General features: G+C 67.7%; 22 protein-coding genes and 1 pseudogene. 11 read left to right on the forward strand and 12 right to left on the reverse strand.

Features of this window, described 5'->3' with window-relative positions:
* On the forward strand, positions 1 to 459 hold the full coding sequence (locus FRZ33_RS00680) for a GNAT family N-acetyltransferase (protein WP_146907006.1): 459 nt from the start codon (positions 1 to 3) through the stop codon (positions 457 to 459).
* Between the two features lie 7 nt (positions 460 to 466).
* On the opposite strand, the gene FRZ33_RS00685 is transcribed toward FRZ33_RS00680, so the two are convergent.
* From FRZ33_RS00685 to FRZ33_RS00705, 5 genes are all read right to left on the reverse strand, one after another.
* Entirely contained in the window at positions 467 to 1,132 is a 666-nt protein-coding gene (locus FRZ33_RS00685; RefSeq protein WP_146907007.1) for a haloacid dehalogenase-like hydrolase, read from the reverse strand.
* Entirely contained in the window at positions 1,129 to 1,917 is a 789-nt protein-coding gene (trpC, locus tag FRZ33_RS00690) for an indole-3-glycerol phosphate synthase TrpC (RefSeq protein ID WP_146907008.1), read from the reverse strand. Before trpC ends, FRZ33_RS00685 begins: the two co-directional genes overlap by 4 nt.
* Positions 1,918 to 2,063: 146 nt before the next feature.
* A complete protein-coding gene (locus FRZ33_RS00695) occupies positions 2,064 to 2,393 on the reverse strand; it encodes an antibiotic biosynthesis monooxygenase family protein (protein WP_146907009.1) in 330 nt (109 codons plus the stop codon).
* A gap of 6 nt (positions 2,394 to 2,399) precedes the next feature.
* Complete coding sequence (gene trpD / locus FRZ33_RS00700) at positions 2,400 to 3,434, reverse strand: anthranilate phosphoribosyltransferase (RefSeq protein WP_146907010.1); 1,035 nt, start codon at positions 3,432 to 3,434, stop codon at positions 2,400 to 2,402.
* A 23-nt stretch (positions 3,435 to 3,457) separates the two neighbouring features.
* On the reverse strand, positions 3,458 to 4,045 hold the full coding sequence (locus tag FRZ33_RS00705) for an anthranilate synthase component II (RefSeq protein ID WP_146907011.1): 588 nt from the start codon (positions 4,043 to 4,045) through the stop codon (positions 3,458 to 3,460).
* Positions 4,046 to 4,317: 272 nt separating this feature from the next.
* Between FRZ33_RS00705 and FRZ33_RS15655 the strand changes: the two genes are divergently transcribed.
* The 10 genes from FRZ33_RS15655 (at position 4,318) to FRZ33_RS00745 (ending at position 15,830) form a co-directional block, all read left to right on the forward strand.
* On the forward strand, positions 4,318 to 4,959 hold the full coding sequence (locus FRZ33_RS15655) for a hypothetical protein (protein ID WP_227977956.1): 642 nt from the start codon (positions 4,318 to 4,320) through the stop codon (positions 4,957 to 4,959).
* Between the two features lie 112 nt (positions 4,960 to 5,071).
* The gene (locus FRZ33_RS00710; protein ID WP_227978227.1) at positions 5,072 to 6,460 is read left to right on the forward strand and encodes a PAS domain-containing sensor histidine kinase; all 1,389 of its coding nucleotides are present in this window, start codon (positions 5,072 to 5,074) and stop codon (positions 6,458 to 6,460) included.
* Complete coding sequence (locus FRZ33_RS00715) at positions 6,457 to 7,167, forward strand: response regulator transcription factor (RefSeq protein WP_146907013.1); 711 nt, start codon at positions 6,457 to 6,459, stop codon at positions 7,165 to 7,167. The genes FRZ33_RS00710 and FRZ33_RS00715 overlap by 4 nt, the downstream gene beginning before the upstream one ends.
* Positions 7,133 to 7,480, forward strand: a complete 348-nt coding sequence (locus FRZ33_RS00720; RefSeq protein ID WP_146907014.1) for a response regulator transcription factor — start codon at positions 7,133 to 7,135, stop codon at positions 7,478 to 7,480. Before FRZ33_RS00715 ends, FRZ33_RS00720 begins: the two co-directional genes overlap by 35 nt.
* A gap of 159 nt (positions 7,481 to 7,639) precedes the next feature.
* Positions 7,640 to 10,360 (forward strand): aminotransferase class I/II-fold pyridoxal phosphate-dependent enzyme, encoded by a 2,721-nt coding sequence (locus FRZ33_RS00725; RefSeq protein ID WP_146907015.1) that lies wholly within the window; start codon positions 7,640 to 7,642, stop codon positions 10,358 to 10,360.
* Between the two features lie 43 nt (positions 10,361 to 10,403).
* Entirely contained in the window at positions 10,404 to 11,624 is a 1,221-nt protein-coding gene (locus FRZ33_RS00730) for an aspartate-alanine antiporter-like transporter (protein WP_227977958.1), read from the forward strand.
* Positions 11,578 to 12,090, forward strand: a complete 513-nt coding sequence (locus tag FRZ33_RS15660) for an aspartate-alanine antiporter-like transporter (protein WP_227977960.1) — start codon at positions 11,578 to 11,580, stop codon at positions 12,088 to 12,090. The genes FRZ33_RS00730 and FRZ33_RS15660 overlap by 47 nt, the downstream gene beginning before the upstream one ends.
* A gap of 132 nt (positions 12,091 to 12,222) precedes the next feature.
* Positions 12,223 to 13,500 (forward strand): OprD family outer membrane porin, encoded by a 1,278-nt coding sequence (locus tag FRZ33_RS00735; protein WP_146907016.1) that lies wholly within the window; start codon positions 12,223 to 12,225, stop codon positions 13,498 to 13,500.
* Between the two features lie 119 nt (positions 13,501 to 13,619).
* Positions 13,620 to 15,308 (forward strand): aspartate-alanine antiporter-like transporter, encoded by a 1,689-nt coding sequence (locus tag FRZ33_RS00740; protein WP_146907017.1) that lies wholly within the window; start codon positions 13,620 to 13,622, stop codon positions 15,306 to 15,308.
* A gap of 60 nt (positions 15,309 to 15,368) precedes the next feature.
* Complete coding sequence (locus tag FRZ33_RS00745) at positions 15,369 to 15,830, forward strand: hypothetical protein (protein WP_146907018.1); 462 nt, start codon at positions 15,369 to 15,371, stop codon at positions 15,828 to 15,830.
* 58 nt (positions 15,831 to 15,888) lie between these two features.
* Here FRZ33_RS00745 and FRZ33_RS00750 read toward each other — a convergent pair whose 3' ends face one another.
* The 7 genes and pseudogenes from FRZ33_RS00750 to pdsR all read right to left on the reverse strand — a co-directional run bounded on the left by FRZ33_RS00750 (position 15,889) and on the right by pdsR (position 23,229).
* Positions 15,889 to 16,452, reverse strand: a complete 564-nt coding sequence (locus FRZ33_RS00750) for a GGDEF domain-containing protein (protein WP_146907019.1) — start codon at positions 16,450 to 16,452, stop codon at positions 15,889 to 15,891.
* Between the two features lie 50 nt (positions 16,453 to 16,502).
* Complete coding sequence (locus FRZ33_RS00755; RefSeq protein ID WP_146907020.1) at positions 16,503 to 17,636, reverse strand: cache domain-containing protein; 1,134 nt, start codon at positions 17,634 to 17,636, stop codon at positions 16,503 to 16,505.
* Positions 17,637 to 17,643: 7 nt separating this feature from the next.
* Positions 17,644 to 18,396 (reverse strand): SIMPL domain-containing protein, encoded by a 753-nt coding sequence (locus FRZ33_RS00760; RefSeq protein ID WP_146907021.1) that lies wholly within the window; start codon positions 18,394 to 18,396, stop codon positions 17,644 to 17,646.
* 34 nt (positions 18,397 to 18,430) lie between these two features.
* Positions 18,431 to 19,905, reverse strand: a pseudogene (gene trpE, locus FRZ33_RS00765) (anthranilate synthase component I).
* A 625-nt stretch (positions 19,906 to 20,530) separates the two neighbouring features.
* A complete protein-coding gene (locus FRZ33_RS00770) occupies positions 20,531 to 22,243 on the reverse strand; it encodes an ATP-binding protein (RefSeq protein ID WP_146907022.1) in 1,713 nt (570 codons plus the stop codon).
* Positions 22,240 to 22,539: a DOMON domain-containing protein gene (locus FRZ33_RS00775; protein WP_146907023.1), complete on the reverse strand. Its 300-nt coding sequence runs from the start codon at positions 22,537 to 22,539 to the stop codon at positions 22,240 to 22,242. Before FRZ33_RS00775 ends, FRZ33_RS00770 begins: the two co-directional genes overlap by 4 nt.
* The gene (gene pdsR, locus FRZ33_RS00780) at positions 22,540 to 23,229 is read right to left on the reverse strand and encodes a proteobacterial dedicated sortase system response regulator (protein WP_146907024.1); all 690 of its coding nucleotides are present in this window, start codon (positions 23,227 to 23,229) and stop codon (positions 22,540 to 22,542) included.
* Positions 23,230 to 23,300: the final 71 nt, after the last annotated feature.

The raw sequence follows: 23,300 nt of genomic DNA on the forward strand, positions 1-23,300 counted from the left end.
ATGGCCTCGAGCACCGGTGGCGAATCGCTGCTGGTCCGCCCCGCGTCCGCGCAGGACGCGGCCGGTGTCGCCACCTTGCTGGGTGTCCTGGGTTACCCCTGCGATCGCGCCGAAGCCGCCGCCCGCCTGCGCGCCCTCGAAGAAGAACCCGACCAGCAGATCCTGGTCGCCGACCGCCACGGCTGCCTGGTCGGCCTGCTGGCGCTGGACCTGATGTTCTACCTGCCGCTGGGCGCCCGCACCTGCCGGATCACCGCACTGGTGGTGTCCGACAGTGAGCAGCGCCGCGGCGTCGGCCGCCTGCTGCTGCGCGAGGCCGAACTGCGCGCCCGCCAGGCCGGCGCCGCGCGCATCGAATTGACTTCAGCCACGCACCGTCATGAAGCCCACGAGTTCTACCGCGCCTGCGGCTTCGGCGAGAGCGCGCTGCGTTTCCTGAAGCGTCTCGGCGACGCCTGATCCCCTGCTACAGGAGCGTTTCGTAGGCACCGCGCAGGCGGCGCTCGACCCGTTCGAGGCTGCGGGCGTCGGGGCGCACCAGCACCGGGCGCGCCGTTTCGCACAACAGCGGCAGGTCGCGCGCGCTGTCGCTGTACACGGCAGCAAAGGGCGGGTGGATGTCCTGGCGCGCCAATGCCGCCAGCTTGCGTGGCCCGATCGTGTGTTCGACGCCGATCCAGCCGCCAAACGCGGGTTTCACGGTCGAACCCACCACCGGCACGTCCGGCTGCCCGAGGGCGCGCCAGAGGTCGCGCGCCAGCCGGGCCTCGGCGCCGGTGACGATCACCACCGGATCGCCGGCCGCCAGGTGCGCATGCAGCCGCGCCACCGCGGGCGCGATCAGCAGGCTGTCGCGGCGGGCGGCGCAGTCGCGCAGGAAATCCTCGCGCGCTTCGGCCAGGGCTTCGTCGGTGCGGCCGACCGTGGCCAGCCAGGTATAGAAACTGGCCGGCAGCCAGGCGCTGCGCCACCAGGCGAAACCCGGCGCCAGCAGCGGGAAACTCAGGCCCGCCAACAGCCGGCGCAGCGGATGGCTGCGCAGCAGGCCACGCAGCCAGGCGGCGGCGCAGTCGCCGCGCACGAGCGTGCCGTCGAAGTCGAACAGCACGGCGGCGGCGGGTCTTGCGCTCACGAGAACAGGCGCGCCAGTTCGGCGCCGGGGTCCGGCGCGCGCATGAAGGTTTCGCCGACCAGGAAGGCATGCACGTCGTTCGCGCGCATCAGGGCCACGTCCGCCGGCGTGGCGATGCCGCTTTCGGTCACCAGTATCCGGTCGCGCGGCACGGCGGCGCGCAGGTCCAGCGTGTTCTGCAGCGACACCTCGAAGCTGCGCAGGCTGCGGTTGTTGATGCCAATGAGAGGCACGCCAACCTGCAGCGCGCGCTCAAGTTCGTCGATGTCATGGACCTCCACGAGCACATCCATCCCAAGGTCCATGGCCAGGTGGGAAAGCTCCGCCAACGCCGCATCCCCCAGCGCCGCCACGATCAGCAGGATGCAGTCGGCGCCCAGCGCTCGCGCTTCGTAAACCTGGTAAGCGTCGATGGTGAAGTCCTTGCGCAGCACCGGCAGCGCGCAGGCGTCGCGCGCCTGCACCAGGTAGTCATCGGCGCCCTGGAAAAAATCGACGTCCGTGAGCACCGACAGGCAGGCGGCACCGCCGCGTGCATAGTTGGCGGCGATCTGCGCGGGATGGAAGTCGGGCCGGATCACGCCCTTGCTCGGGCTGGCCTTCTTCACCTCGGCGATCACCGCCGGCAGGCCGGCAGCGATCTTCGCCTGCAGCGCCGCGGCGAAGCCGCGCGTCGGCGCCAGGCCCTCGCAGCGCGCGGACAGTTCGCGCAGCGATACCCGCGCCGAACGTTCGCTGATTTCTTCGGCCTTTCGGCGCAGTATGGTCTGAAGGATGTCGCTCATCTGGATCCTTTCGTTGCGCCGGCATTCTAGCCAGTTCTGCCCTTCCCCCTCCCCTGCCTGCAGGGGGAGGGCCGGGGTGGGGTGAGTGCTTGCTCCGAAGTTCCACCCCTCCCAACCTCCCCCTGCAAGCAGGGGAGGAGCAAGGGCTACGGGCCGCCGTAGGCGCGCTCGACTTTGGCGACGCGCAGTTCGAAGTGTTCGTACCAATCGGTGCGCCCACGCTCGCGCGCCAGCGTGTGTTCTGCATTGCGGCGCCAGGCCTGGATCGCGGCTTCGCTTTCCCAATAGCTCACTGTGATGCCCAGCCCGCTGGCATCGCGCACGCTCTCGACGCCGAGATAGCCGGGCTGCTGCGCCGCCAGCTCGACCATGCGGTCGGCGGTGGCACCGTAGCCGTGGTCGCCGTCGCTGCGCTGGTTGGTGAAGATCACCGCGTAATACGGCGGCTTTGGCGTGCTGGCGAAACCGTTGCCCATGGTGTCCTACTTGCCGGCGAGCCGGCGGGTGGTGGCGACGAACTGATCAAGTTTGGCGCGGGCCTGGCCGTTGGTGATCACCTTGCGCGCCTGCTCGATGCCATCGGCAATCGACACCGCGCGGCCGGCGGCGTACAGCGCGGCGCCGGCATTGAGCGCGACGATCTCGCGCGGCAGGCCGTCCTTGCCGTCCAGCGCTTCCTTCAGCAGCACCATCGATTCGGCGGAGTTCTCGACCCGCAGGTTGCGGCTGGCGGCCATCGAGATGCCGAAATCCTCGGGGTGGATCTCGTACTCGACCACGTCGTCGCCGCGCAGCTCGCCGACCATGGTGGCGCCGCCCAGCGAGATCTCGTCCATGCCGTCGCGGCCCCAGACCACCAGCGCGCGCTTGGCGCCCAGCTTGCGCAGTACGCGCACCTGGATGCCGACCAGGTCGGGATGGAACACGCCCATCAGGATGTTGGGCGCGCCGGCCGGGTTGGTCAGCGGGCCCAGGATGTTGAAGATGGTGCGCACGCCCAGTTCCTTGCGCACCGGTGCGACGTTCTTCATCGCCGGGTGGTGGATGGGCGCGAACATGAAGCCCATGCCGGTCTCGGCGATGCAGGCCGACACCTGTTCGGGCTGCAGCTCGATCACCGCGCCCAGGGCCTCGAGCACGTCGGCGCTGCCGGACTTGGACGAGACGCTGCGATTGCCATGTTTGGCGACCTTGGCGCCGGCCGCCGCCACCACGAACATGCTGGCGGTGGAAATGTTGAAGGTGTGCGCGCCATCGCCGCCGGTGCCGACGATGTCGACGAAGTTGTGGGCGTCGGGCACGACCACCTTGGCCGCGAACTCGCGCATCACCCGCGCCGCGCCGGCGATCTCGCCCACGGTCTCCTTCTTGACCCGCAGGCCTGAGAGGATGGCGGCGGTGAGCACCGGCGAGACTTCGCCGCGCATCACCTGGCGCATCAGCTCCACCATCTCGTCGTGGAAGATCTCGCGGTTCTCGATGATGCGCTGCAGCGCATCCTGCGGAGTAATGGGCATCGGCTCAGCCTGTGGGAGGGGTTTCAACCCCGACCTGTCTGGAGGAAATTGCGCAGCAGGTCGTGCCCGTGCTGCGTCAGGATCGATTCGGGATGGAACTGCACGCCTTCGACCGCCAGGGTCTTGTGGCGCAGCCCCATGATCTCGTCCAGGGACCCGTCCGGGTTCTCGGTCCAGGCGGTCACCTCCAGGCAGTCGGGCAGCGTGTCCCTGCGCACCACCAGCGAGTGGTAGCGGGTGGCCTCGAAGCCGTCGGGCACGCCGGCGAACACACCTTTGCCGCCGTGGCGGATCGGCGAGGTCTTGCCGTGCATGATCGTGCGCGCCCGCACCACCTCGCCACCGAAGGCCTGCCCTATCGACTGGTGGCCCAGGCAGACGCCCAGGATCGGCACCGTGCCGGCAAGCCTCTCCAGCACCTGCAGCGACACGCCCGCCTCGTTCGGCGTGCAGGGCCCCGGGGAAATCACGATGCGGTCGGGCTTCAGCGCGGCGATCTGTTCGACCGTCATGGCGTCGTTGCGCACCACCCCAACTTCCTGCCCCAGCTCCCCGAAGTACTGCACGAGGTTGTAGGTGAAGCTGTCGTAGTTGTCGATCATCAACAGCATGGAAGCGCCCAAATGATTGATTGAAGTGACTTTTGCGGGTAAAAGCGGGGCGCCGCGTGCCGGCCCGCCCGGCCCGCGGCCGGTCCGGCAGCAGGCCCGCTAGCATAGCCGACGCCCATCGGCCGCCGGGCATCCGGACCATGTCCTGTCTTTCACGGAGAGTGCGTTAGGCTCTTGAAGGGGAAGGCCGGTCCGAAGCGCCCGGCCCAGAATGTCCGAATGACGAGTTGGGTAGACGTCACCGGGCCAATGATGGCCTCGGCGAGCTCACCTTGGGCCTCATCCACGCCTTCGTGTGGATGCGGCAGGGTTCGCGGGCGCACTTGGCCTTCGCCTTCGCCGCCCTGTCCGTGGCGGCGTTGACCCTGTTGGAACTCCATGCCCTGCGGGCCACCGACCCGGACCAGTTGGGCACGCTGCTGCGCTGGATGCATGTCCCGGTGACGGTGCTGGTGCTCTCGATCGTCTGGTTCCTGCATGAGCGGCTGGGCGGCGGCTACCTCGGTCTCGGACTGGCCGCGGCCGGCCTGCGCGTGCTGGGCCTGGTCCTGAACTTCACGACCGGCGAAAACCTCAACTTCCGCACCCTCGAAGTCGTGCGCCAGGTCCAGTGGTGGGGCGGCGAGCAGGTTTCCTACGGCGCAGGCACGGTGAACCCCTGGGTGGCGGTGGCCCAGCTCAGCAACCCTGGTGCTGATCGCCTACATCGTGATGAAGATGATCCCGGCCTGGCGCCGGGGCGGCGCCGAACCGGCCCGGGCGGTGCTGGTCATCGGCGGAAGCTGGCTGTTCTTCACCCTGGTGATGGTCGGTGCGGCGGTGTTGATGATGCTCGAACAGATCAAGGTGCCCTTCCTGGGGTCGCCGAGCTTCCTGGCGGTCGTCGTCGCGACCAGCTACCAGCTCGGCAGTGACCTTTCACGTTCAACCCTTCTTGCCGACGAGCTGCGCGAGGCCCGGCAACAGACGGCCCGGTCGGAGCACGACCTCGCGCTGGCCACGCGCAGCGGCGATCTGGAGCTGTGGATGCTGGACGTCGCCACCGGTGCGGCGGTGCCGGGCGCGAAGGGCGGTGTCGCGGTGGGCGGCCTCCCGCTCGCGACCCTGCTCGAACGCGTGCACGAAGATGACCGCGCCGCCGTCGAACAGGCCCTGTCCCGCGCGTTCGCGGACGGCCAGTTCGAGGCCGAGTTCCGTGAGATCACGCCGGCTGGCGGCGCGCGCCGGGTATCGGCAAGCGGCGAAGTCGAATTCGACGGCCAGAACCGGCCCCGCAGGATCCGCGTCATCGCGAGGAAAGCAAACGAGGGCCACACCGCGGCGGAAGGCTTCCGGAGCCTGTTCGAGTCGGCACCGCTCGCCATCATGCTGGTCAACCGAGAAGGCCGCATCACCCTGGCCAACGACCTGGTGGCGGCCATCTTCAATCGCAGCCGCGCGTCGCTGGAGGGGAGCCTGCTGGAAACCCTGGTCCCGGAACGCCACCGCCACGACCATGCGGCGCTCCGCTCCGCGTTCGCGTCGCGCACCACGACGCTGATGGGGAGCGGCCGCGAACTGTTCGGGCTGCGCGGCGACGGCAGCGAGGTGCCGATCGAGGTCGGCCTGAAACAGGTCGAATTCGCCGACGGCGTCTATACCCTGGCCACCGTCACCGACATCAGCGCCCGCAAGAAGGCGGAAGCCGAGGCGACCCAGCAGCTTGACGAACTCGCGCACCTGTCCCGCGTCACCATGATCGGTGAGCTGTCCGGCTCGCTGGCGCACGAACTGAACCAGCCGCTGGCGGCGATCCTGAGCAATGCCCAGGCGGCGCAGCGCATCCTCACCAACGACCCCACCGACACCAAGGACCTGCAGGATATCCTGGCCGACATCGTCGATGATGACCGCCGGGCCGGCGAAGTGATCCGCCGGATGCGCACGCTGCTGAAGAAGGGCCACATCGACCACACGCCGGTGGAGATCAACACCCTGGTCACCGACGTGTTGCGGCTGATCCGCAGCGACATGATCCACCGCGGGGTCGAGATCGGCGCGGAGCTGATGCCGGACATCCCTAGCATCTCCGCCGACCCGATCCAGCTGCAGCAGGTGATGGTCAACCTGATCTTCAATGCCTGTGACGCCATGGAGGGCCGCGACCCTCCCCGCGACGTCCGGGTACGGACCCTCGAGACCCCGGAAGGCGCGATCCGGGTCAGCGTCGAGGACGACGGCCCCGGCATCCCGCCGCACATGCTCCAGCGGATCTTCGAACCTTTCGAGACCACCAAGCCCCAGGGCATGGGCTTGGGCCTGGCCGTCTGCCGCAGTATCCTCGACGCGCACGGGGGCAGGATCTGGGCGGAGAATGCCGTCGGCGGCGGCGCGCGGGTAAGCTTCGAGATCAGTCGGCCGGGGAGCCGGACATGAAGCCAGTCGTATTCATCGTCGATGACGATCCGAGCGTACGCAAGGCGCTGGGGCGGATCCTGTCCGCCAGTGGTCTCGACACCGTCGCGTTCGCTTCCGGCGGCGAGTTCCTGGAGTGCTTCGACCCCGACACGCCCGGCTGCCTCGTGCTGGACCTGGAGATGCCCGGGCTGGACGGGCTGGAACTGCAGCACACCCTGGTGGAGCGAGGCGCCAACCTGCCGGTGCTGTTCCTGTCCGGACGCGGCAGCATCCATACCAGTGTCTGTGCCATGAAGGATGGCGCCGTCGACTTCCTGACCAAACCGGTGGACGCGGAGGCGCTGCTGGCCGCGGTGAAGTTGGCCATCGCCCGGGACCAGGCCACGCGCGAAGCCTCGGACGAACGTCGTCGCATAGAACGCCGGCTCGCGACACTCACGCCGCGGGAACGCGAAGTACTGCCCTACGTCCTGACCGGGCGCCTGAGCAAGCAGATCGCCAGCGACCTGAACATCGTCGAGAAGACGGTGAAGGTGCACCGGTCCCGGATCATGCACAAACTCGAAACCAAGTCCGTGGCGGAACTGGTCCGGCTTGCGGGCCGCGCCGGCATCCTTCCCCCGAACGCTGAAGCACACGTTGGGCCAAGGGGCAATAGCCCCGGGAATGGGGCGGACCTAGCATCCGGCCATGAAGGGACACTCCCCTGTTGTCGCAGTCGTTGACGACGATGCGGATGTCCTCCGTGCGTTGCAGCGGTTGCTGCGCTCGGAAGGTTTCAATGTCCTCGTCTACGGTTCCGGTGGCGAGTTCCTGGAGTCTTTCGGCGAAGCGACACCGGATTGCCTGGTGCTGGACCTCCATATGCCTGAAATGACGGGATTCGATGTCCTTGAGGCCCTGCACACGCTGCCAAAAGGCAATGTGCGCCCACCTGTCATCGTTCTCACCGGACATGACACGCCCGTGGACGCGCCCGTGCGCTCGCCGGCGGCGCCAACGCCTACCTGTGCAAACCCACCGACGCCGACGTTCTGATCCGCGCGATCAACGATGCGATGTCTCATCGCGACGGACCCTCGCTTACCGCATGACACCGACCGACCCTTGCGGGAACCCGGGACACTGGGAAACCCCGCACAAATCAGAGGAGTGGAACCATGAAGTCCCCGCGAGCGAACAACCCCCACGCTGACGATGGCCTTCGGCGCCGCTTCCGATCGTGCCGACCAGTGGCGTCAGCTCAACGCACTGGCGCGCGCCTGGGCAGGCGCCGGCGACAAGTCCGCCGCCGCCAGGAAGGCGGATTGCGCGAAACAATGGGCCGCGGTTCGCGGCCTTGAACATTTCTGGGCCTATCCCGGCCCGCGACTGCTGGAAACCCTGTCCGACCTGATCAGCGGGCAGGACGCGGCCGGTTTTGCACGCCTGGTCCAGAAGGTGTCCGGCGCCCTGCTCTCCGGGGACTTCCGCCGATCGGAGAAGGTCTGGAATTCGGATGACGAGGGCGACGGCCATGCGCTGGACGCACTGCCGCCGGACATGACCGGACACGCCCTTGCCAAGCCATATTTCGAGGTGTTGATCGTCACCCCCACTCCGTCCGCGGACTGGGCACGCAACCGCGAGGAAATCGCGCGCATGCGCCGCGACGAAGACCCGTTCGTCTACGCCGTCGTGCAGGTGGCCAGCTTCGAGGACGCCGCGCTGGCGGTGATGTTGAACGACAGCCTCGAGGCGGTCGTGCTGTTCGACGGCTTCGATTTCGATTCGCGCCTGGACATCCCGGGCATGCACGAATACATCCACCGCCACGTCAAGGTCGACCCGGAAAGCGTCGAGCCCGGCGCCCTGGCGACCACCCTGGCCCAGGCCATCAAGCGGGTCCGCCCCGAACTCGACCTCTACCTGCTCACCGACCGCGCCGCCGAAACCCTGGCCGCGAGCGACGAGGCCCGCTCGATCCGCCGGCTGTTCCACCATGTCGAAGAGCCGATGGAAATCCACCTGTCGATCCTCGACGGCATCAGGGACCGCTTCGAAACGCCTTATTTCGACAACCTGAAGAAGTACGCGCAGCGGCCGATCGGCACATTCCACGCGCTGCCGATCGCACGCGGCAAGTCGGTGTTCGCGTCGAACTGGATCCGCGACATGGGCCAGTTCTACGGCACCAACATCCTGTTCGCTGAATCCTCGGCCACCACCGGCGGCCTGGACAGCCTGCTCGAGCCCACGGGCAACATCAAGAAGACCCAGGAAGCCGTCGCCCGCGCCTTCGGTGCCAAACGCGCCTACCTGGGCACCAACGGCACCTCGACCTCCAACAAGATCGTCGTGCAGGCGATCTGCAAGCCGGGCGACATCGTCGTGGTCGACCGCAACTGCCACAAGTCGCACCACTACGGCTTCGTGCTCAGCGGCGCGCAACCCTATTACGTCGAGGCCTTCCCGCTGACACCGTTCTCGATGTACGGCGCGGTGCCGCTGCGCACGATCAAGCAGGCGCTGTTCGACTGCCAGGCCGAGGGCAAGCTCGACCGGGTCAAGGTCATCGACATGACCAACTGCACCTTCGACGGGCACATGTACAACCCGCGCAAGGTGATGGAGGAGTGCCTGGCGATCAAGCCGGACCTGACCTTCCTGTGGGACGAGGCCTGGTTCGGTTTCGCCCGGTTCAACCCGCTGCACCGCATGCGCACGGCGATGGGCGCGGCGGCGACGCTGACCGAGCGTTACCGCAGCAAGGAATACCGCGCCGAGTACGAGGCATGGAAGAAGAAGTACCCGAAGATCGACCCCAAGGACGCCAAGTCGCTCGACATCCCGCTGCTGCCGGACCCGGACAAGGTGCGGATCCGCGTCTACCAGACGCATTCCACCCACAAGTCCATGTCGTCCTTCCGCCAGGGCTCGATGATGTTGATCTGGGACGAGGACTTCCACCACGTCGAGGGCCCGTTCGAGGAGGCGTTCTTCGCCCACACCTCGACCTCGCCCAACCTGCAGCTGATCGCCTCGCTCGACCTCGCGCGCCGGCAGATGGAGCTGGAAGGTTATGGCATGACCATGCACATGACCGACCTGGCGCTACGGCTTCGGAAGTCGATCAACACCCACCCGTTGATCTCGAAGTACTTCCGGGTGGCGACGCCGGAGGAAATGATCCCGGCCGAGTACCGCGCCTCCGGCATCAAGGACTACGGCCCGCCGCACGGCACCTGGACCGACCTGATCGAGGCTTGGAAGACCGACGAGTTCGCGCTCGACCCGACCCGCCTGACCCTGGTCTGCGGCGATGGCGGTTTCGACGGCAGCCAGCTCAAGGGACTGCTGGCCGAACGTTTCGACATCCAGATCAACAAGACCTCCCGCAACTCCATCCTTGTCCAGACCAACATCAACAACACGCGCAGCGACGCGGCGCTGCTGATCAAGGCGCTGGCGGACCTGGCGCGCGAGATCGAGAGCCGCCAGGAACAGGCCAGCGCGTCGGGCAAGGAGGTGTTCGCAGCCCGGGTGAAGTCGCTGATGAAGGACGTGCCGGACCTGCCGAACTTCAGTCGCTTCCATGACTCCTTCCGCGACAACCCGAAGGGCAAGAGCAACGAGGGCCACATGCGCCCCGCGTTCTTCATGGCCTACGACGAGTCGAACTGCGAGTTCGTCAAGCTCGCCAGCCCCGAGATCGACAAGCGGCTGAAGGATGGCCCGGAGATGGTTTCGGCCAACTTCGTGATCCCCTACCCGCCCGGTTTCCCGATCATGGTTCCCGGCCAGGTGATCACGGCAGACACCATCACCTACATGCGCAAGCTGGACGTCAAGGAGATCCACGGCTACCACGCCGCGCAGGGCATCAAGCTGATCAAGGCCTCCATCCTCGCCGGCAAAAAAGCCGGATCCGACAAGTAATCGACTTCGGTTCGTCAAGGAGAAAACGCCATGCAAGCGTTCTTTGAATTCCTGGGGAAACCCGTACATCCTGCTGTTCTTCACGGTGGGCATGGCGGTATGGGTCGGCAAGTTCTCGGTCAAGGGCTACGGCCTGGGCATGGTCGCGGCGGCGGTGGTCGTCGGTGCGGCCATCGCCACGTGGGCGTCGACCTACGGCGTCAAGCTGCAGCTCGACAACTTCGCCAAGTCGCTCTTCTATTACCTGTTCATGTACGGCGTCGGCCTGCGTGTCGGCCCGGCCTTCTTCAACAGCCTGAAGAAGGACGGCATCACCTTCACCATCCTCGCGGTGATCTGCGCCGGCATGGGCCTGTTCCTGGTCGTGTTCATGAGCGGCATCCTGGACCTCCCGGCCGGTGCGGCCGGTGGCGTGCTGGCCGGCTCGCAGACCATGTCGGCGGCGATCGGCACCGCGGAAATGGCGGTCGAGCAGGGTGCGTACAAGATCCCGGAGGGCTCCACGCCTGAATCGATCTCCGCGATGATCGCGCTCGGTTACGGCGTGACCTACATCTGGGGCACGGTCGGCATCATCCTGGTCTGCAAGTACCTGCCGCGCTGGTGGGGCATCGACGCGACGGCTGCGGCCAAGCAGTACGAAGCCGAGCACGGCGTGAAGAACGTCGATGACGCCGGCATCACCGGCTACCGCGCCGCCAGCCTGCGCGCCTACCGGCTCGAGAGCGCCGCGGTCGCGGGCAAGTCCATCCACGACTTCCGGCAGTCCTACCCGCAGTACCGGATCGTCAATGTGGTGCGCGGTGACGAGACCCTCGGCGCCGACCCGGCGACCGTGCTGCGCCAGGGCGACCTGATCGCGCTGGGCGGAAGGCTCGAGGAGCTGACGGCGAACATGGGCCTGATCGGCCCGGAAGTGCCCGATGCCAAGGTGCTGAACATCCCGCTGGACCAGGCCGAGATCCTTGGTGCTCGAGAAGGAGGCCGACGGCAAGGTCCTGAAGAGCTTCGCCAAGGAAGACTTCGCCGGCCAGCTGCAGATCAACCGGATCGAACGTGCCGGCGAACCGATTCCGCTGGGTTCCGAGACCACCCTGAAGCGCTTCGACGTGGTCTATGTCGCCGGCCTGAGGGGCACGATCGACAAGGTGGCCGCCAAACTGGGCCAGATTGCCCGTCCCAGCACCTCGACCGACCTGCTGACGCTGTCGGCCGGCATGGTCCTTGGCCTGCTGATCGGCAAGATCAACGTGCCGGTCGGTGACTTCGAAGTGGGCCTCGGCAACGCGGGTGGCCTGCTGCTGTCGGGCATCTTCGTCTCGTCGCTGGCGTCGCGGCTGCGTTTCTTCGGCTCCACGCCGAATGCCGCCCGCAACATCCTCGAGGACCTGGGCCTGGTGACCTTCATCGCCATCGTCGGCATCAATGCCGGTGCCACGCTGCTCGAGCAGCTGACCGGTGCGATCGCGCTCAAGATCTTCATCGCCGGCTTCGTGGCCAGCACGATCCCGCCCTTCATCACCTGGGCCATCGGCTACCACTTCTTCAAGATCAATCCCGCGGTACTGATGGGTGGCGTGGCCGGTTCGCGCTCGCACTCCGGTCCGGCCCGCGAGGCGGCGAAGGAAGTCGGAAGCAGCGTGCCGTGGGTCGGCTTCCCGGTCGGCTATGCCGTGTCCGGCGTGCTGTACACGGTGTTCGGTTATTTCGCGATGGTCCTTTCGCAGTAAGCCAGGGGACGGAGGAAATATGAGCAGGACATCACAGCGTTCGTTGACTGTACTGGCCGCAGCGGTGACGGCGCTGTGTTGCTCGGTTTCCGTGAGTGCTGCATCCGACCTCCCCCGGGGACGGATGTGGAGGTGGCCACGCCGTCCTCCCTCTCCGGGACGGCGTCGGCCGCCGAATTGACGCCGGCACCGGCCAGCGCCGGTACGGCCGCACAAGCGGCGATCCCCGCCACGGCCCAGGCGTCGGCCGCCACCGCGGCCCCACCCGCGGAACCGGTACACAGCTCCACCGAACAGGGCCAGACCCCGCTCGACGAGAGCTTCGCCGAACAAACCCATGCCGAATGGGTTCGCGAGACGCGGCGCCAGGCCTGGCAGGACACCAAGTGGGACGTGCAGCTGCGGTCCTACTACCTCGATCGTGAAAAGTACGACGACAGCGAGAGCGAAGCCTGGGCCCTCGGCGGCTCGATCGGACTCAAGACCGGCTACTTCCGCGAACGCTTCGCCATGGGCGCCACCGCCTACACCTCGCAGCGCCTGCACGGGCCCGATGACAAGGACGGCACCCTGCTGCTGCAACCCGGCCAGCATGGCTACACCGTGCTGGGCGAACTGTACGGCGAGTTCCTCATCAACCCGAAGACGCGGCTGAGTTTTGGCCGGCGTGGCATCGACACGCCCTACATCAACCGCAACGACAGCCGCATGACCCCCAACACGTTCGAGGCCATCACCGTGCAGGGCCTCTATGGCGGCGAAGGCAAGGGCGAATGGCGCGTCGGTGGCGGCTATTTCGACGAGATCAAGGAACGGAATTCAGACGAGTTCGTGTCAATGGCGACCGATGCCGGCGCCCCGCTTGGAGTCGAACGCGGCGTGTATGCGCTCGGCGCGAACTACAAGCTTGGCGAATTCTCGATCGGTGCCATCAACTACTACAGCGACGACATCATCAACATCTTCTACACCGAAGGTAAATACGGCGCGACACTGTCCGACAACTCGAAGCTCACGTTCGCGGTGCAGTACACGGACCAGGGCGCCACCGGCGACCAGCTTCTGCGTGGCGCCGACTTCAACTCCGACGCCTGGGGTGCGAAGGCGGACCTCAGCTTCGGCAACGCGCTCTTCACCACGGCCTACACCAGTGCCAGTGGCGACACCAACATGCAGGCCCCGTGGAGTGGCTACCCGGGCTACACCAGCGTCCAGGTCGAAGACTTCAACCGCAACGGCGAGGATGCCTGGATGCTGCGCGCCAGCTATGCCTTCAAGTCCGTGCCGGGCCTGAGCCTGTACGGCCTGTACGTGGACGGCTCCGACCCGGTGTCCCCGACCGAGTACTCCAGGAAGAAGTGGACTTCAACCTGCAATGGGCCCCTCCCGAAGGCGTGCTCAAGGGCCTGATGGTGCGGCTGCGTTACGCCGACGTGTCCCAGAACGACCCGGGAAACACCTCGCTTCAGGACCTGCGGGTCATGATCTATTACGACCCGCCCTCGCTCTGACATCGAAGGAATCGACGCATGGGCTGGCTGACGGAGATGCTGACGAAGTACCCGGAGCTCGGCGTTTACCTGGCTCTGGGCATCGGTTACTGGATAGGTGGCTTCCGGTTCGGGAACTTCAGCCTCGGTGGCGCCACCGGCTCCCTGATCGCCGGCATGTTCGTGGGCTGGCTGTTCGAGATCCCGGTGTCGGCCACGGCCAAGTCGCTGGTGTTCCTGCTGTTCCTGTTCGGCATCGGTTACGAGGTGGGACCCAAGTTCTTCGCGGCCATGAAAGGCGACGGCTGGCGGTTCGGGGTCCTGGCCGTGTTCATGCCCGTGGTGGGACTTCTTGTGGCCTGGGGCGTGGCCGTCTATCTGCAGCTCGATCCCGGGCTCGCCGCCGGCCTGGTGTCGGGCGCCCTGACGGAATCGCCGGCCATGGGCACGGCGATCGAAGCAATCCACGCCTTGCCGCTGGACGAAGCGACCCGGAAAACGCTCGAAGCCCATGTCGGCGTGGCCGACGCGCTGTGTTACGTGTTCGGCGCCCTCGGCGTGATCCTGGTCTGCACGGAAATCGGCCCGCGCCTGCTGCGCATCGACCTGAAGAAGGAAGCACTGGCGCTCGAAGCGTTGTACGGAATCAAGCGGCAGCGCGACGGCATCGTTTCCGCCTGGAAGCAGTTCGAAGTGCGCGCCTATCGCGTGGCGGCCGGATCGGCGGTGGTCGGCCGCAGCGTTTCCGATGCCGAACACGTGAACCCGGCGGCGCGCCTGTTCCTGGTGCGCCTGCGCCGGGACGGCGAGATCCTGCCCGTCACGCCGGCCGAAATACTGCGGGCCGGGGACATCGTGGCGGTCAGCGGACGGCGGGAAACCCTGATCGAACTGCTTGGCGACCATGCCGAAGAGGTCGAGGACCGCGAGCTGCTGGACATCCCCGTGGCCAGCTACGAGATCTTCGTCTCGAACCCGCGCTGGGTCTCGCGCACCCTCGCCGAGGTGTCGACCTCGGACCTGGTGCGCGCGGTCTACCTGCGCCGGCTGCTGCGCGGCGGCCAGGAAATCCCGATGGGCACCCAGACCCGGATCGAACGCGGCGACGTGCTGCAGATGGTCGGGTCGGAAAAGGCGGTGGCCCGCGCTGCGGAAGAGCTGGGCGACGTCATCCAGCCCACCGACATCACCGATTTCGTGACGGTGGGCCTGATGGTGGTGATCGGTGCGCTGGCGGGCGCGGCCGCCGCCTTCTCGATCGGCGGGGTCCAGGTTTCGATCGGCACCAGCGTCGGTGTGCTGCTGTCGGGCATCGTCACGGGTTACATCCGCTCGGTCCGGCCGCTGTTCGGCCGGGTGCCGGACGGAGCGGTGAAGTTCATGCAGTCCTTCGGGCTCGCCGGGTTCGTGGCGATGGTCGGCATCGGTGCGGGTCCGCACTTCGTGGTCGCGGTCCGCGAGTCCGGCGTCGGCCTGCTGCTGGGCGGCATCCTGGTGACCATGGCGCCGCTGCTGGCCGGCCTGTGGTTCGGTCGCTACGTCCTGAAGATCAATCCGCTGCTGCTGCTGGGTGCCATGTCCGGCGCCCAGACCTTCACGGCGGCACTGGCGGCCCTGCAGGAGAAATCGGACAGTACGGTGGCGGTCATCGGCTACTCGGGCGCGGTCCCGGTGGCCCATGTGGTGCTGACGACCTGGGGCACGGTCATTGTCTTGCTCATGACCTAGAGATGTTCCATCCTCGGCAGCAGACGCCTGCAGGCACGGCCTTCCCACCGGAGTATTGGCATGACCGATCACCATATCGACCTGATGCCGGCAACGGCCGACATCCCGTCCGACAAGCAGCGACGGTTCATGCGTTACTTCACCGCCGTCCTGATCGACCTGGTGGTCCTGAACCTGTTCGCGGAATACTGGGACAGGGTCTTCGTCGACACCTTCACCACCTCGCTGCTGGCGGCCATCCTGCTGCAGGTCCTGCTGAAGGTGACCATCGCGATCGAACACTGGGTGATCGGCCTGTTCAAGGGCAAGACCGGCGGATTCAACACCTTCCTGAAGTACTTCCTGGCCTGGGTCGTCCTGTTCGGCTCGAAGTTCGTGATCCTTGACGCGCTGGCCCTGACCTTCGGCGACAACGTGCATTTCGAAGGCCGCTGGCACGGCCTGGTCCCGCTGATCATCGTGGTCGTGGTGATGCTGGTCGCCGAAGAACTGGTAGTGCGCTTCTACCGCAAGCTCGCCTGACCCAGGCTGCGGCGCGGGAAACCCACCGGCGCCCCATCGCAAGCCGAAACTCACGACCTCAAAGCGCAGCCGCTTCCACCCGGTTCCGGCCATTGCGCTTGGCGCGGTAGAGCGCATCGTCGGCCGCGGCCAGCAGGCGCTCGGGCGCTTTCAGCAGGTCGCCCGGTCGGGCCCACATCACGGCCACGCCAACGCTGATGGTCACCGGCACCGAGGCGCGCCCGGCCGAGATCGGCCCGGCGTTCTCGATGCAGGCGCGCAGGCGTTCGCCCAGCTGGCTGGCCTCGTTGGTGGCGGCTTCGACCGCCAGCACCGCGAACTCCTCGCCGCCGACGCGCGCCAGCAGGTCGCTGCCGCGCACCTGCTCTTCCAGCAGCATCGCCACCCGCCGCAGCACCGCGTCGCCGGCGGGATGGCCGTACTGGTCGTTGATGGCCTTGAAGTGGTCGATGTCGAGCGTGACCAGGGCCACCGGCTTGCCGGCTTCGGCGCAACGGGTGATCTCGCGCGCCAGCTGGTCACCGAAATGGCGGCGGTTGGCCAGGCCGGTCAGCGCGTCGGTCATGGCCAGCACCTCGAGCTGGGCGTTGGCCTCGCTCAGTTCCAGGGTGCGCTCGCGCACGCGTTGTTCCAACTGCTGGGTCAGCTCGGTGAGCTCGCGCTGGTGCGTGGTCAGGTCTTCGAACAGGTTGCGCAGGGCGCCGGTGAGCTGACGCGCCTCGCGATAGCCGCGTTCGCGCGGGAAGCGGGCGTCCGGCTCGCCCGCCTGGATGCGCCGGGCGGCGCCGGCCAGTGCGCGCAGCGGAGCGCGCCGATCAGGCGCGCCATCAGGGTCGCGGCCAGCAGGAACATCAGGGTCAGCGCCGCGGCCGCCAGCCAGATCTGCCGGCGCAGCTCGGCGATCGGCGCGAAGGCCTGTGCGGCATCCTTGCGCACCAGCACGGCCCAGCCCAGGGATTCGAAAGTATTGCGGCCGACGGTGGGCGCGAAACCGGTGAGGTATTCATTGCCGTCGGGCCAGGTTTCCAGCACGGCGCCATGCGTGCCGCGGCGCCCGCCATTGACGCTGGGAACCTCCAGCCGGCGGTCACGCCATTCCTTCGGCCCCAGCACCACTTCGCCATGGCGGTTGACCACCAGGATCTCGACCGGGTCGTTGGCCATCAGCGGCTGCAGCAGGCCCTGGCGCAGCGACTCGGCCCACTGCCAGGACAGGTGCGCACCGATCACGCCGATCACCACGCCGTGGTCATCGTGGATGGGCGAAGCGACATCGATCAGGCGCAGGGGCTCGTCGCCCTGCACCGGCAGCAGCTTGGCCAGCAGCACGGCCTCGTGGATGTCGCCGACGTAGGGCTCCTTGCGGCCGGCCTGGAACCACGGGCGCCGGGCCACGCTGATGCCTTCCAGCATGCCGCGACTGGCCACCCGCACCCGGCCCTCGGCATCGGTCACGCCGATCCAGGCGTAGTCGGGATAGTTGAGCTGCATCAGCCCGAACATGTCGCGCAGCAGGTCCTGGTTCCGCACCGGCTCGTCCATGCCCGGCAGCAGGGCCAGGGCACGCATGTCGTTCAGTCGCTCGTACAGCCCTTCGTCCAGGCGATCGGCCAGCGCGCGGGAGGTGCCTTCCAGGCGCAGGCCGATGTCCTCGCGCAATTTATCGGTGGCGGCACGTTCGACCAGCAGGGACAGCGCCCCGACCAGGGCCACCGCCAGCACGCCGTAACTCAGGCCCAGCCACAGGCGCAGGCCGGCACTGCGGGGGCGGAGACGTTCCAACAGCCTGGCGGCAAGGTCGGCCATGGCTGTTTCAGTCGGCGATCAGGAACACCGCATAGATCTTGTCGCTGTAGGTGACATACCCGGTCTGGAGTGCGACCCGCTTGAGCCGCGAGCCCGTCACCATGATCGAGTCCAGCGTCCCGCTCTCACCGTCTTCCGTCCACAGATAGGTGGACGGCCAACTGCCCTCGCGCACGCCGTATTGGAACTGGGGCGCCACGTCGGACACGCTGTACAGGCCGGCCAACCTGACGCCGAAGTCGCGCGCCATGCCCTCGGCCTTGAGTCGCGCGGATGCGATCGATTTGGCGCGCAACGCGCGATGCAGCGCCTGTTCGTCCTGCAGTTCGGTCTCGATGCCCGACACCTGGACCTCCTTCGAGGTTTCCAGCCCGGCGATGAACTTCTCGAGAGCGTCGATGTCGGAAAACCGGGCCGTGAGTTCGCGCGACACGCCGATGCCTTCGAATACATGGTCTTCGCGCTTCGAGTCGTAGCGTTCGCGCGGCTCGATCTGCATCGAGGTCGCCACGATCTCGCCATCAGGCACGCCAGCGGCCTTGATGGCCTCCAGGACCTGCCCGAGATGCGCCTCGACCTTGCGTCGGGCGACATCGGCGCTGGGATCGACCACGTCGAAACTGACCTTGATCTTGAAGCGGTCGGAATGGCCCTCGCCTCGGCATCGCCATAGACGAGGATGTGCCGGTCGGACGGCAGGGCGTTCACCTGCGCCTGCGCGGCGGCAGCCCAGGACAAGGCCAGGAGTGTTGGCAACCACAGTTTTCCAATCATGCGCACCTCGGCTGGTTGATTCAGAGTCCGCCCGCTGCCTGTGCCACCGCCCGGAACAGAGCGCGGCCCTTGTTCATGGTCTCCTCCCACTCTTTCTGCGGGTCGGAGTCGTGCACGATGCCGGCGCCTGCCTGCACATGCAGGCGACCGTCCTGGATCACCGCGGTGCGGATGGCGATGGCGGTGTCGGCGTCGCCCCACCAGTTGAGGTAACCGACGGCACCGGAATAGATGTTGCGCTTGACCGGCTCGAGCTCGCGGATCACCTCCAGCGCGCGGATCTTCGGTGCGCCGCTGACCGTGCCGGCCGGGAAGGTGGCGCGCAGCACCTCGGCGAAACCGACGCCGTCGCGCAGCCGTCCCTGCACTTCGCTGACGATGTGCATGACGTGCGAGTACCGTTCGATGATGAAGCGGTCCGGCACCCGCACGCTGCCCGGTTCGGCGACGCGACCGACGTCGTTGCGGCCCAGGTCGATCAGCATCAGGTGCTCGGCGCGTTCCTTCGGGTCGGCCAGCAGTTCGGCTTCCAGCGCCTGGTCCTGTTCGTGCGTGGCGCCACGCGGACGGGTGCCGGCAATCGGCCGCACGGTCACTTCCCCACCCTGCAGCCGCACCAGGATCTCGGGCGAACTGCCCACCACCTGGGTGCCGCCCAGGTCGAGGAAATACATGTAGGGCGAAGGATTGAGCGCGCGCAGCGCACGGTACACGTCCACCGGCCGCGCCCGGAACGGCACGCTCAGGCGCTGGCTCAGCACCACCTGGAAGATGTCGCCGGCGCGGATGTATTCCTTCGATTTCTCGACCGCCGCCAGGAACCCTTCGCGGGTGAATCCCGACACGAAGTCCTGTTCGCTCAGCAGCGAGGGGTCGAGCACGTCCGGATAGCTGCGGCCGGAATGGCGCAGGCGGTACACCAGCTCGTCGAGCCGGCGCACGGCCTTGGCATGCGCCTGGGGCTCGGCCGGGTCGGCATGCACGACCAGGTACAGGCGACCCTTGAGGTTGTCGAACACCGCCACTTCTTCGCTCAGCATCAGCAGCGCGTCGGGCGTGCCCAGCTGGTCGGGTTTGTCGCCGCCGGCCAGCCGCGGTTCGATCCAGCCGATGGTCTCGAAGCCGAAATAACCCACCAGGCCGCCGGTGAAGGCCGGCAGGTCGGGCACCTTCGGCACCTTGAAGCTTTCGCGAAGGCGGTCGACTTCGGCCAGGGGGTCGGCGAGCTCGCGGGTCTCGGTCAGCTCGCCGTGTTCGCGCACTTCCGGGTGTGTCCGCGGAAGGTATAGGTGCGCCGCGCCGGCAGGCCGATGATCGAATACCGCCCCCAGGTCTCGCCGCCTTCCACCGATTCGAACAGGTAGGTGTGCGGGCCGTCGGCCAGCTTGAGGTATACGGACAGCGGGGTATCAAGGTCGGAAAGCACTTCGCGCACCACGGGGATGCGGTTGTGGCCTTCGGCGGCGAGGCGCTTGAACTCTTCTGCGGAGATCACGGGTCGGGCCGGTGCGGGGTCGCCCTGAAGTATAGCCGCGCCTCCCGGCTTGCGCCTCTTGGCGCAAGAAGAACTGTCTTGCTCGTAGGCGTGGGATCCGGCGTGCGCCGTCCCGCACACATAGGGGTCCCCGCCCGCCATTCGCAGCGGCGTCCTGCCCAGCGGATGGCGGCCGCTACGGCATCCTGCCTCCGCTTCGGTGACCCCTATGTGTGCGTGCCGTCGCCACGACTCATCTCCGCGAGCCGTTGAAACCCCGCTCGTGCCCTCCGGTCACGAAGAGCCCGGGATGTCGCAGGTTGCGAGTTCTCACGAACTCGATGGCCCGGCCCGGACGGTCCGCAGGTCGTCGTGCGTGAGGTCGCTTTCCGGGGCTTCGAAAACATGGACGTTTTCGAAGAGCCCCCATGGATGGGTTCACGGCGTCCCCGGAAAGCGACTCACGTACGGCGGCCTATCGCCGAGAACGATCCCGGCGCACGGACACACCGCCCGCGAGCATGTGATCTGCGTGCGCCAGCGAACGGGGAGAAAAGAAACAATCGGGAGGCAGACTGCATCGGCGCGCGAGCGACCGGCTTGACCAGGGACGACCGCAGGGGGCAGGGACGCCCCCGACCACGCCCTAGGGCATGCCGCGCAGGTGCAGGACGAACTCCACGCCGTCACCCGCGGCCAGATTGCGCGCCTCGGCATGGCCGCGGTGCAGTTCCGCGACCAGCCTGACCACGTACAGACCGAACCCCAGGTGCGCCCCGCCCTCCGCCCGCTGCGGCTTGCCGCGCAGACTGACCAGCGAATCGAACAGACGCGCCCGCATCGCCTCCTGCACCGTCGGGCCCTGGTTGGCCAATACCAGGCGTGCGCCCTCGCCTTCCGGATGCAGCGACAACCGCACCCACCCGTCTTCCGGACAGAAGCCGCGCGCGTTGTCCACCAGCTTGTCCAGCGCCTGCACCACCAGCTCCGGCGCGCCACGCAGCGGCAGCGGACCCGACGGCAGCTCGATGCCGAAGCGGCGAGGCTTCAGCAGTTCGCGATACCCCTCCGCGCAATCGGCCAGCAGCGTCCGCAGGTCGAAGACTTCGGCTTCCGAGGACTCGATGGCGTGTTCGATGCGCGTCACCTCGCTCATCGTCCGCACCAGCGTGCCCATGCGCTCGACGCCGTCACGGGCGCGGGCGACGTAGGTGCGCGCGTCCGGCGGCAGCGCGGCCGAATCCAGGTTGTCCAGCGACGTGCGCACGATCGCCAGCGGCGTGTTGAGTTCGTGCGAGAGCTTGCCCGAAAGCGAACGCAGGTAGTCGGTGTAGGCCGCCACCTGGTCGAGCAGGCTGGCGAAGCTGCGCGACAGGTCGCCGACCTCGTCGCGCGCGCTGGTGCGCGGGAACGGCGTCACCCGGCCCTCGCGGTCCAGAGCGCGCTCGGCGGCATCGCGCAGGCGACGGATGCGCGCGCTCAGGCGCGAAGCGAACAGGAACATCACGCCGCCCGACGCCAGCAGCGCCAGCACGCTCACGCCCAGCAGGCCGGAGAAGGCGCGATCGGTGAGCAGCAGCACCTCGTCGTTGGAGCGTTCCAGCAGCAGTGCGGCGCGCACCTGGCCGTCCACGCGCAGCGGTACCGCGGCCGACAGCAGCAGGCGCGTGCCGTAGGGGTCGCGGCGCCAGGCCACGCCCGGTTCGCCGGCGATCGCCGTGGCCAGTTCGTTGCGCACCAGGCGGCGTGCCGTGGCTGTTTCGGCGGCCGCGGCCGGCACGTCGCGGAACAGCAGGGCCCGGTACAGGCCACGCCGCCAGGGCAGCAGGTCTTCTTCGGTATCGTCGGCCTGCAGGCGGCCGGCGCGGGCGATCACCCAGGCTTCGCGGTCGGTGACCGTGACGCGCATGCCGGGCGGCGCCAGTGCCAGCAGCTCCGGTTCCAGCGCACCGACATAGGCATGCAGCGGCCGAACCCGCAGCGTGCCGTCGCGGTCCAGGCTGCCGGTGAGGCGGCGCTGGCCGGCGGCGTCCAGGTCGCGCGCCTCGACGCCGAGCGCGGTCACGACGAAAGCCTGTGGCAGCGCCAGCTCGACGGTGTAACCCTGCGGATGTTCGCGCCAGTAGCCCTCGACGCGGATCGGTGGCGGCAGGCCGTCTTCGCCGGCCACGCGCAGTTCGCCGCTTTCGCTGTTGGCCAGGCGCAGCAGCAGGTCGCCGGACGGGCCCGCCAGCCGCAGCCGCAGGCGGTCGAACTCCAGGTCCGCCGGCCAGTGCGCCTCGCCGCGCTGGCGGCTGGTGTCGCGCACGTCGACCAGCAGGTGCAGGCGTTCGTTGGCGCGCGCGGCGCTGACGTTCACCAGGGCCGGCCGGCGCCGAAGGCATAGGGTTCGGCCTGCGCGCCCTGCCAGTCGCTGGCTTCACCGTCCAGGCGCGGCGCGAACTCGAGGCGGTGCACGAACCAGCCGGACCCGGGTGCAGGCAGGCGGCCCGGGCGCACCGCCACGCTGCGCGCCAGTGCTTCGGCCGAAGCCAGCAGCGCCTGTTCCTGGCCCTGGCGCAGCAGGAATTCCATCTGCCGCACGAACTGCCAGCCAGCCCAGGGCAGCACCAGGATGGACAGCGCCACCAGCAGCAGCTTCAGGCGCAGGCTCATTCAGGCACGCCAGCGATAACCGGCGCCGTGCACGGTGTCGATCTCGTCGAAGGCGGCGTCCAGCGCCTGGAATTTCCGGCGGATGCGCTTGATGTGCGAGGTGATGGTGGCGTCGTCCACTACGACCTGTGCCTCGCGCATCAGCTGGTCGCGCGACTTCACGTGGCCGGGATAACGCACCATGGCATGCACCATCCAGAATTCGGTGACGGTCAGGGCCACGTCCTGGCCGTTCCAGGTGATGCGCATGCGCTCGAGTTCCAGCGTCAGCCCGCGCAGCCGGAACACCGACTCGCGCGCCTGCGGCGCCGCCAGCGAATCCAGGCGCCGGAACAGCGCATGGATGCGCGCGGTCAGCTGCGGCAGGCTGGTGTCCTTGCTCAGGTAGTCGTCGGCGCCGAGCCGCAAACCTGAAATCACGTCGAAATCGGAGTCGCGCGCGGTCAGGAACAGGATCGGCAGCGTGGCCGAACGTGCGCGCAGTTCACGGCAGAGATCGAACCCGCCCTCGGGCTCGTCGCCCAGGCCGACATCAATGATCACCAGGTCCGGCAGCTTCAGCGCGAACGCGGCCTGCGCCTCGGCGCGACTGGCATGGGGCTGCACGCCGTAGCCATGGCGGCGCAGGGCCTCGGCGTAGTTGGCGCGGATGGCGGGTTCGTCCTCGACGATGGCGACGGTGCGTGACATGGCGCCAGCCTAGGGCAGCGGCCCCGGCGCCGGCAATGCATTGCCCGCAAACCGCCACAAATGATCGCCGG

Source organism: Arenimonas daejeonensis, assembly GCF_007993735.1.
GTDB classification, from domain to species: Bacteria; Pseudomonadota; Gammaproteobacteria; order Xanthomonadales; family Xanthomonadaceae; genus Arenimonas; species Arenimonas daejeonensis.

Bases quoted from the DNA above. Each gene is read 5' to 3' on its own strand.
- FRZ33_RS00680 (WP_146907006.1), top strand. From the start codon at position 1: ATGGCCTCGAGCACCGGTGGCGAATCGCTGCTGGTCCGCCCCGCGTCC.
- trpC (WP_146907008.1), bottom strand. From the start codon at position 1,917: ATGAGCGACATCCTTCAGACCATACTGCGCCGAAAGGCCGAAGAAATC.
- FRZ33_RS00695 (WP_146907009.1), bottom strand. From the start codon at position 2,393: ATGGGCAACGGTTTCGCCAGCACGCCAAAGCCGCCGTATTACGCGGTG.
- trpD (WP_146907010.1), bottom strand. From the start codon at position 3,434: ATGCCCATTACTCCGCAGGATGCGCTGCAGCGCATCATCGAGAACCGC.
- FRZ33_RS00705 (WP_146907011.1), bottom strand. From the start codon at position 4,045: ATGCTGTTGATGATCGACAACTACGACAGCTTCACCTACAACCTCGTG.
- FRZ33_RS00710 (WP_227978227.1), top strand. From the start codon at position 5,072: ATGCTGGACGTCGCCACCGGTGCGGCGGTGCCGGGCGCGAAGGGCGGT.
- FRZ33_RS00715 (WP_146907013.1), top strand. From the start codon at position 6,457: ATGAAGCCAGTCGTATTCATCGTCGATGACGATCCGAGCGTACGCAAG.
- FRZ33_RS00720 (WP_146907014.1), top strand. From the start codon at position 7,133: ATGAAGGGACACTCCCCTGTTGTCGCAGTCGTTGACGACGATGCGGAT.
- FRZ33_RS00725 (WP_146907015.1), top strand. From the start codon at position 7,640: ATGGCCTTCGGCGCCGCTTCCGATCGTGCCGACCAGTGGCGTCAGCTC.
- FRZ33_RS15660 (WP_227977960.1), top strand. From the start codon at position 11,578: ATGGTCCTTGGCCTGCTGATCGGCAAGATCAACGTGCCGGTCGGTGAC.
- FRZ33_RS00740 (WP_146907017.1), top strand. From the start codon at position 13,620: ATGGGCTGGCTGACGGAGATGCTGACGAAGTACCCGGAGCTCGGCGTT.
- FRZ33_RS00745 (WP_146907018.1), top strand. From the start codon at position 15,369: ATGACCGATCACCATATCGACCTGATGCCGGCAACGGCCGACATCCCG.
- FRZ33_RS00755 (WP_146907020.1), bottom strand. From the start codon at position 17,636: ATGGCCGACCTTGCCGCCAGGCTGTTGGAACGTCTCCGCCCCCGCAGT.
- FRZ33_RS00775 (WP_146907023.1), bottom strand. From the start codon at position 22,539: ATGAGCCTGCGCCTGAAGCTGCTGCTGGTGGCGCTGTCCATCCTGGTG.
- pdsR (WP_146907024.1), bottom strand. From the start codon at position 23,229: ATGTCACGCACCGTCGCCATCGTCGAGGACGAACCCGCCATCCGCGCC.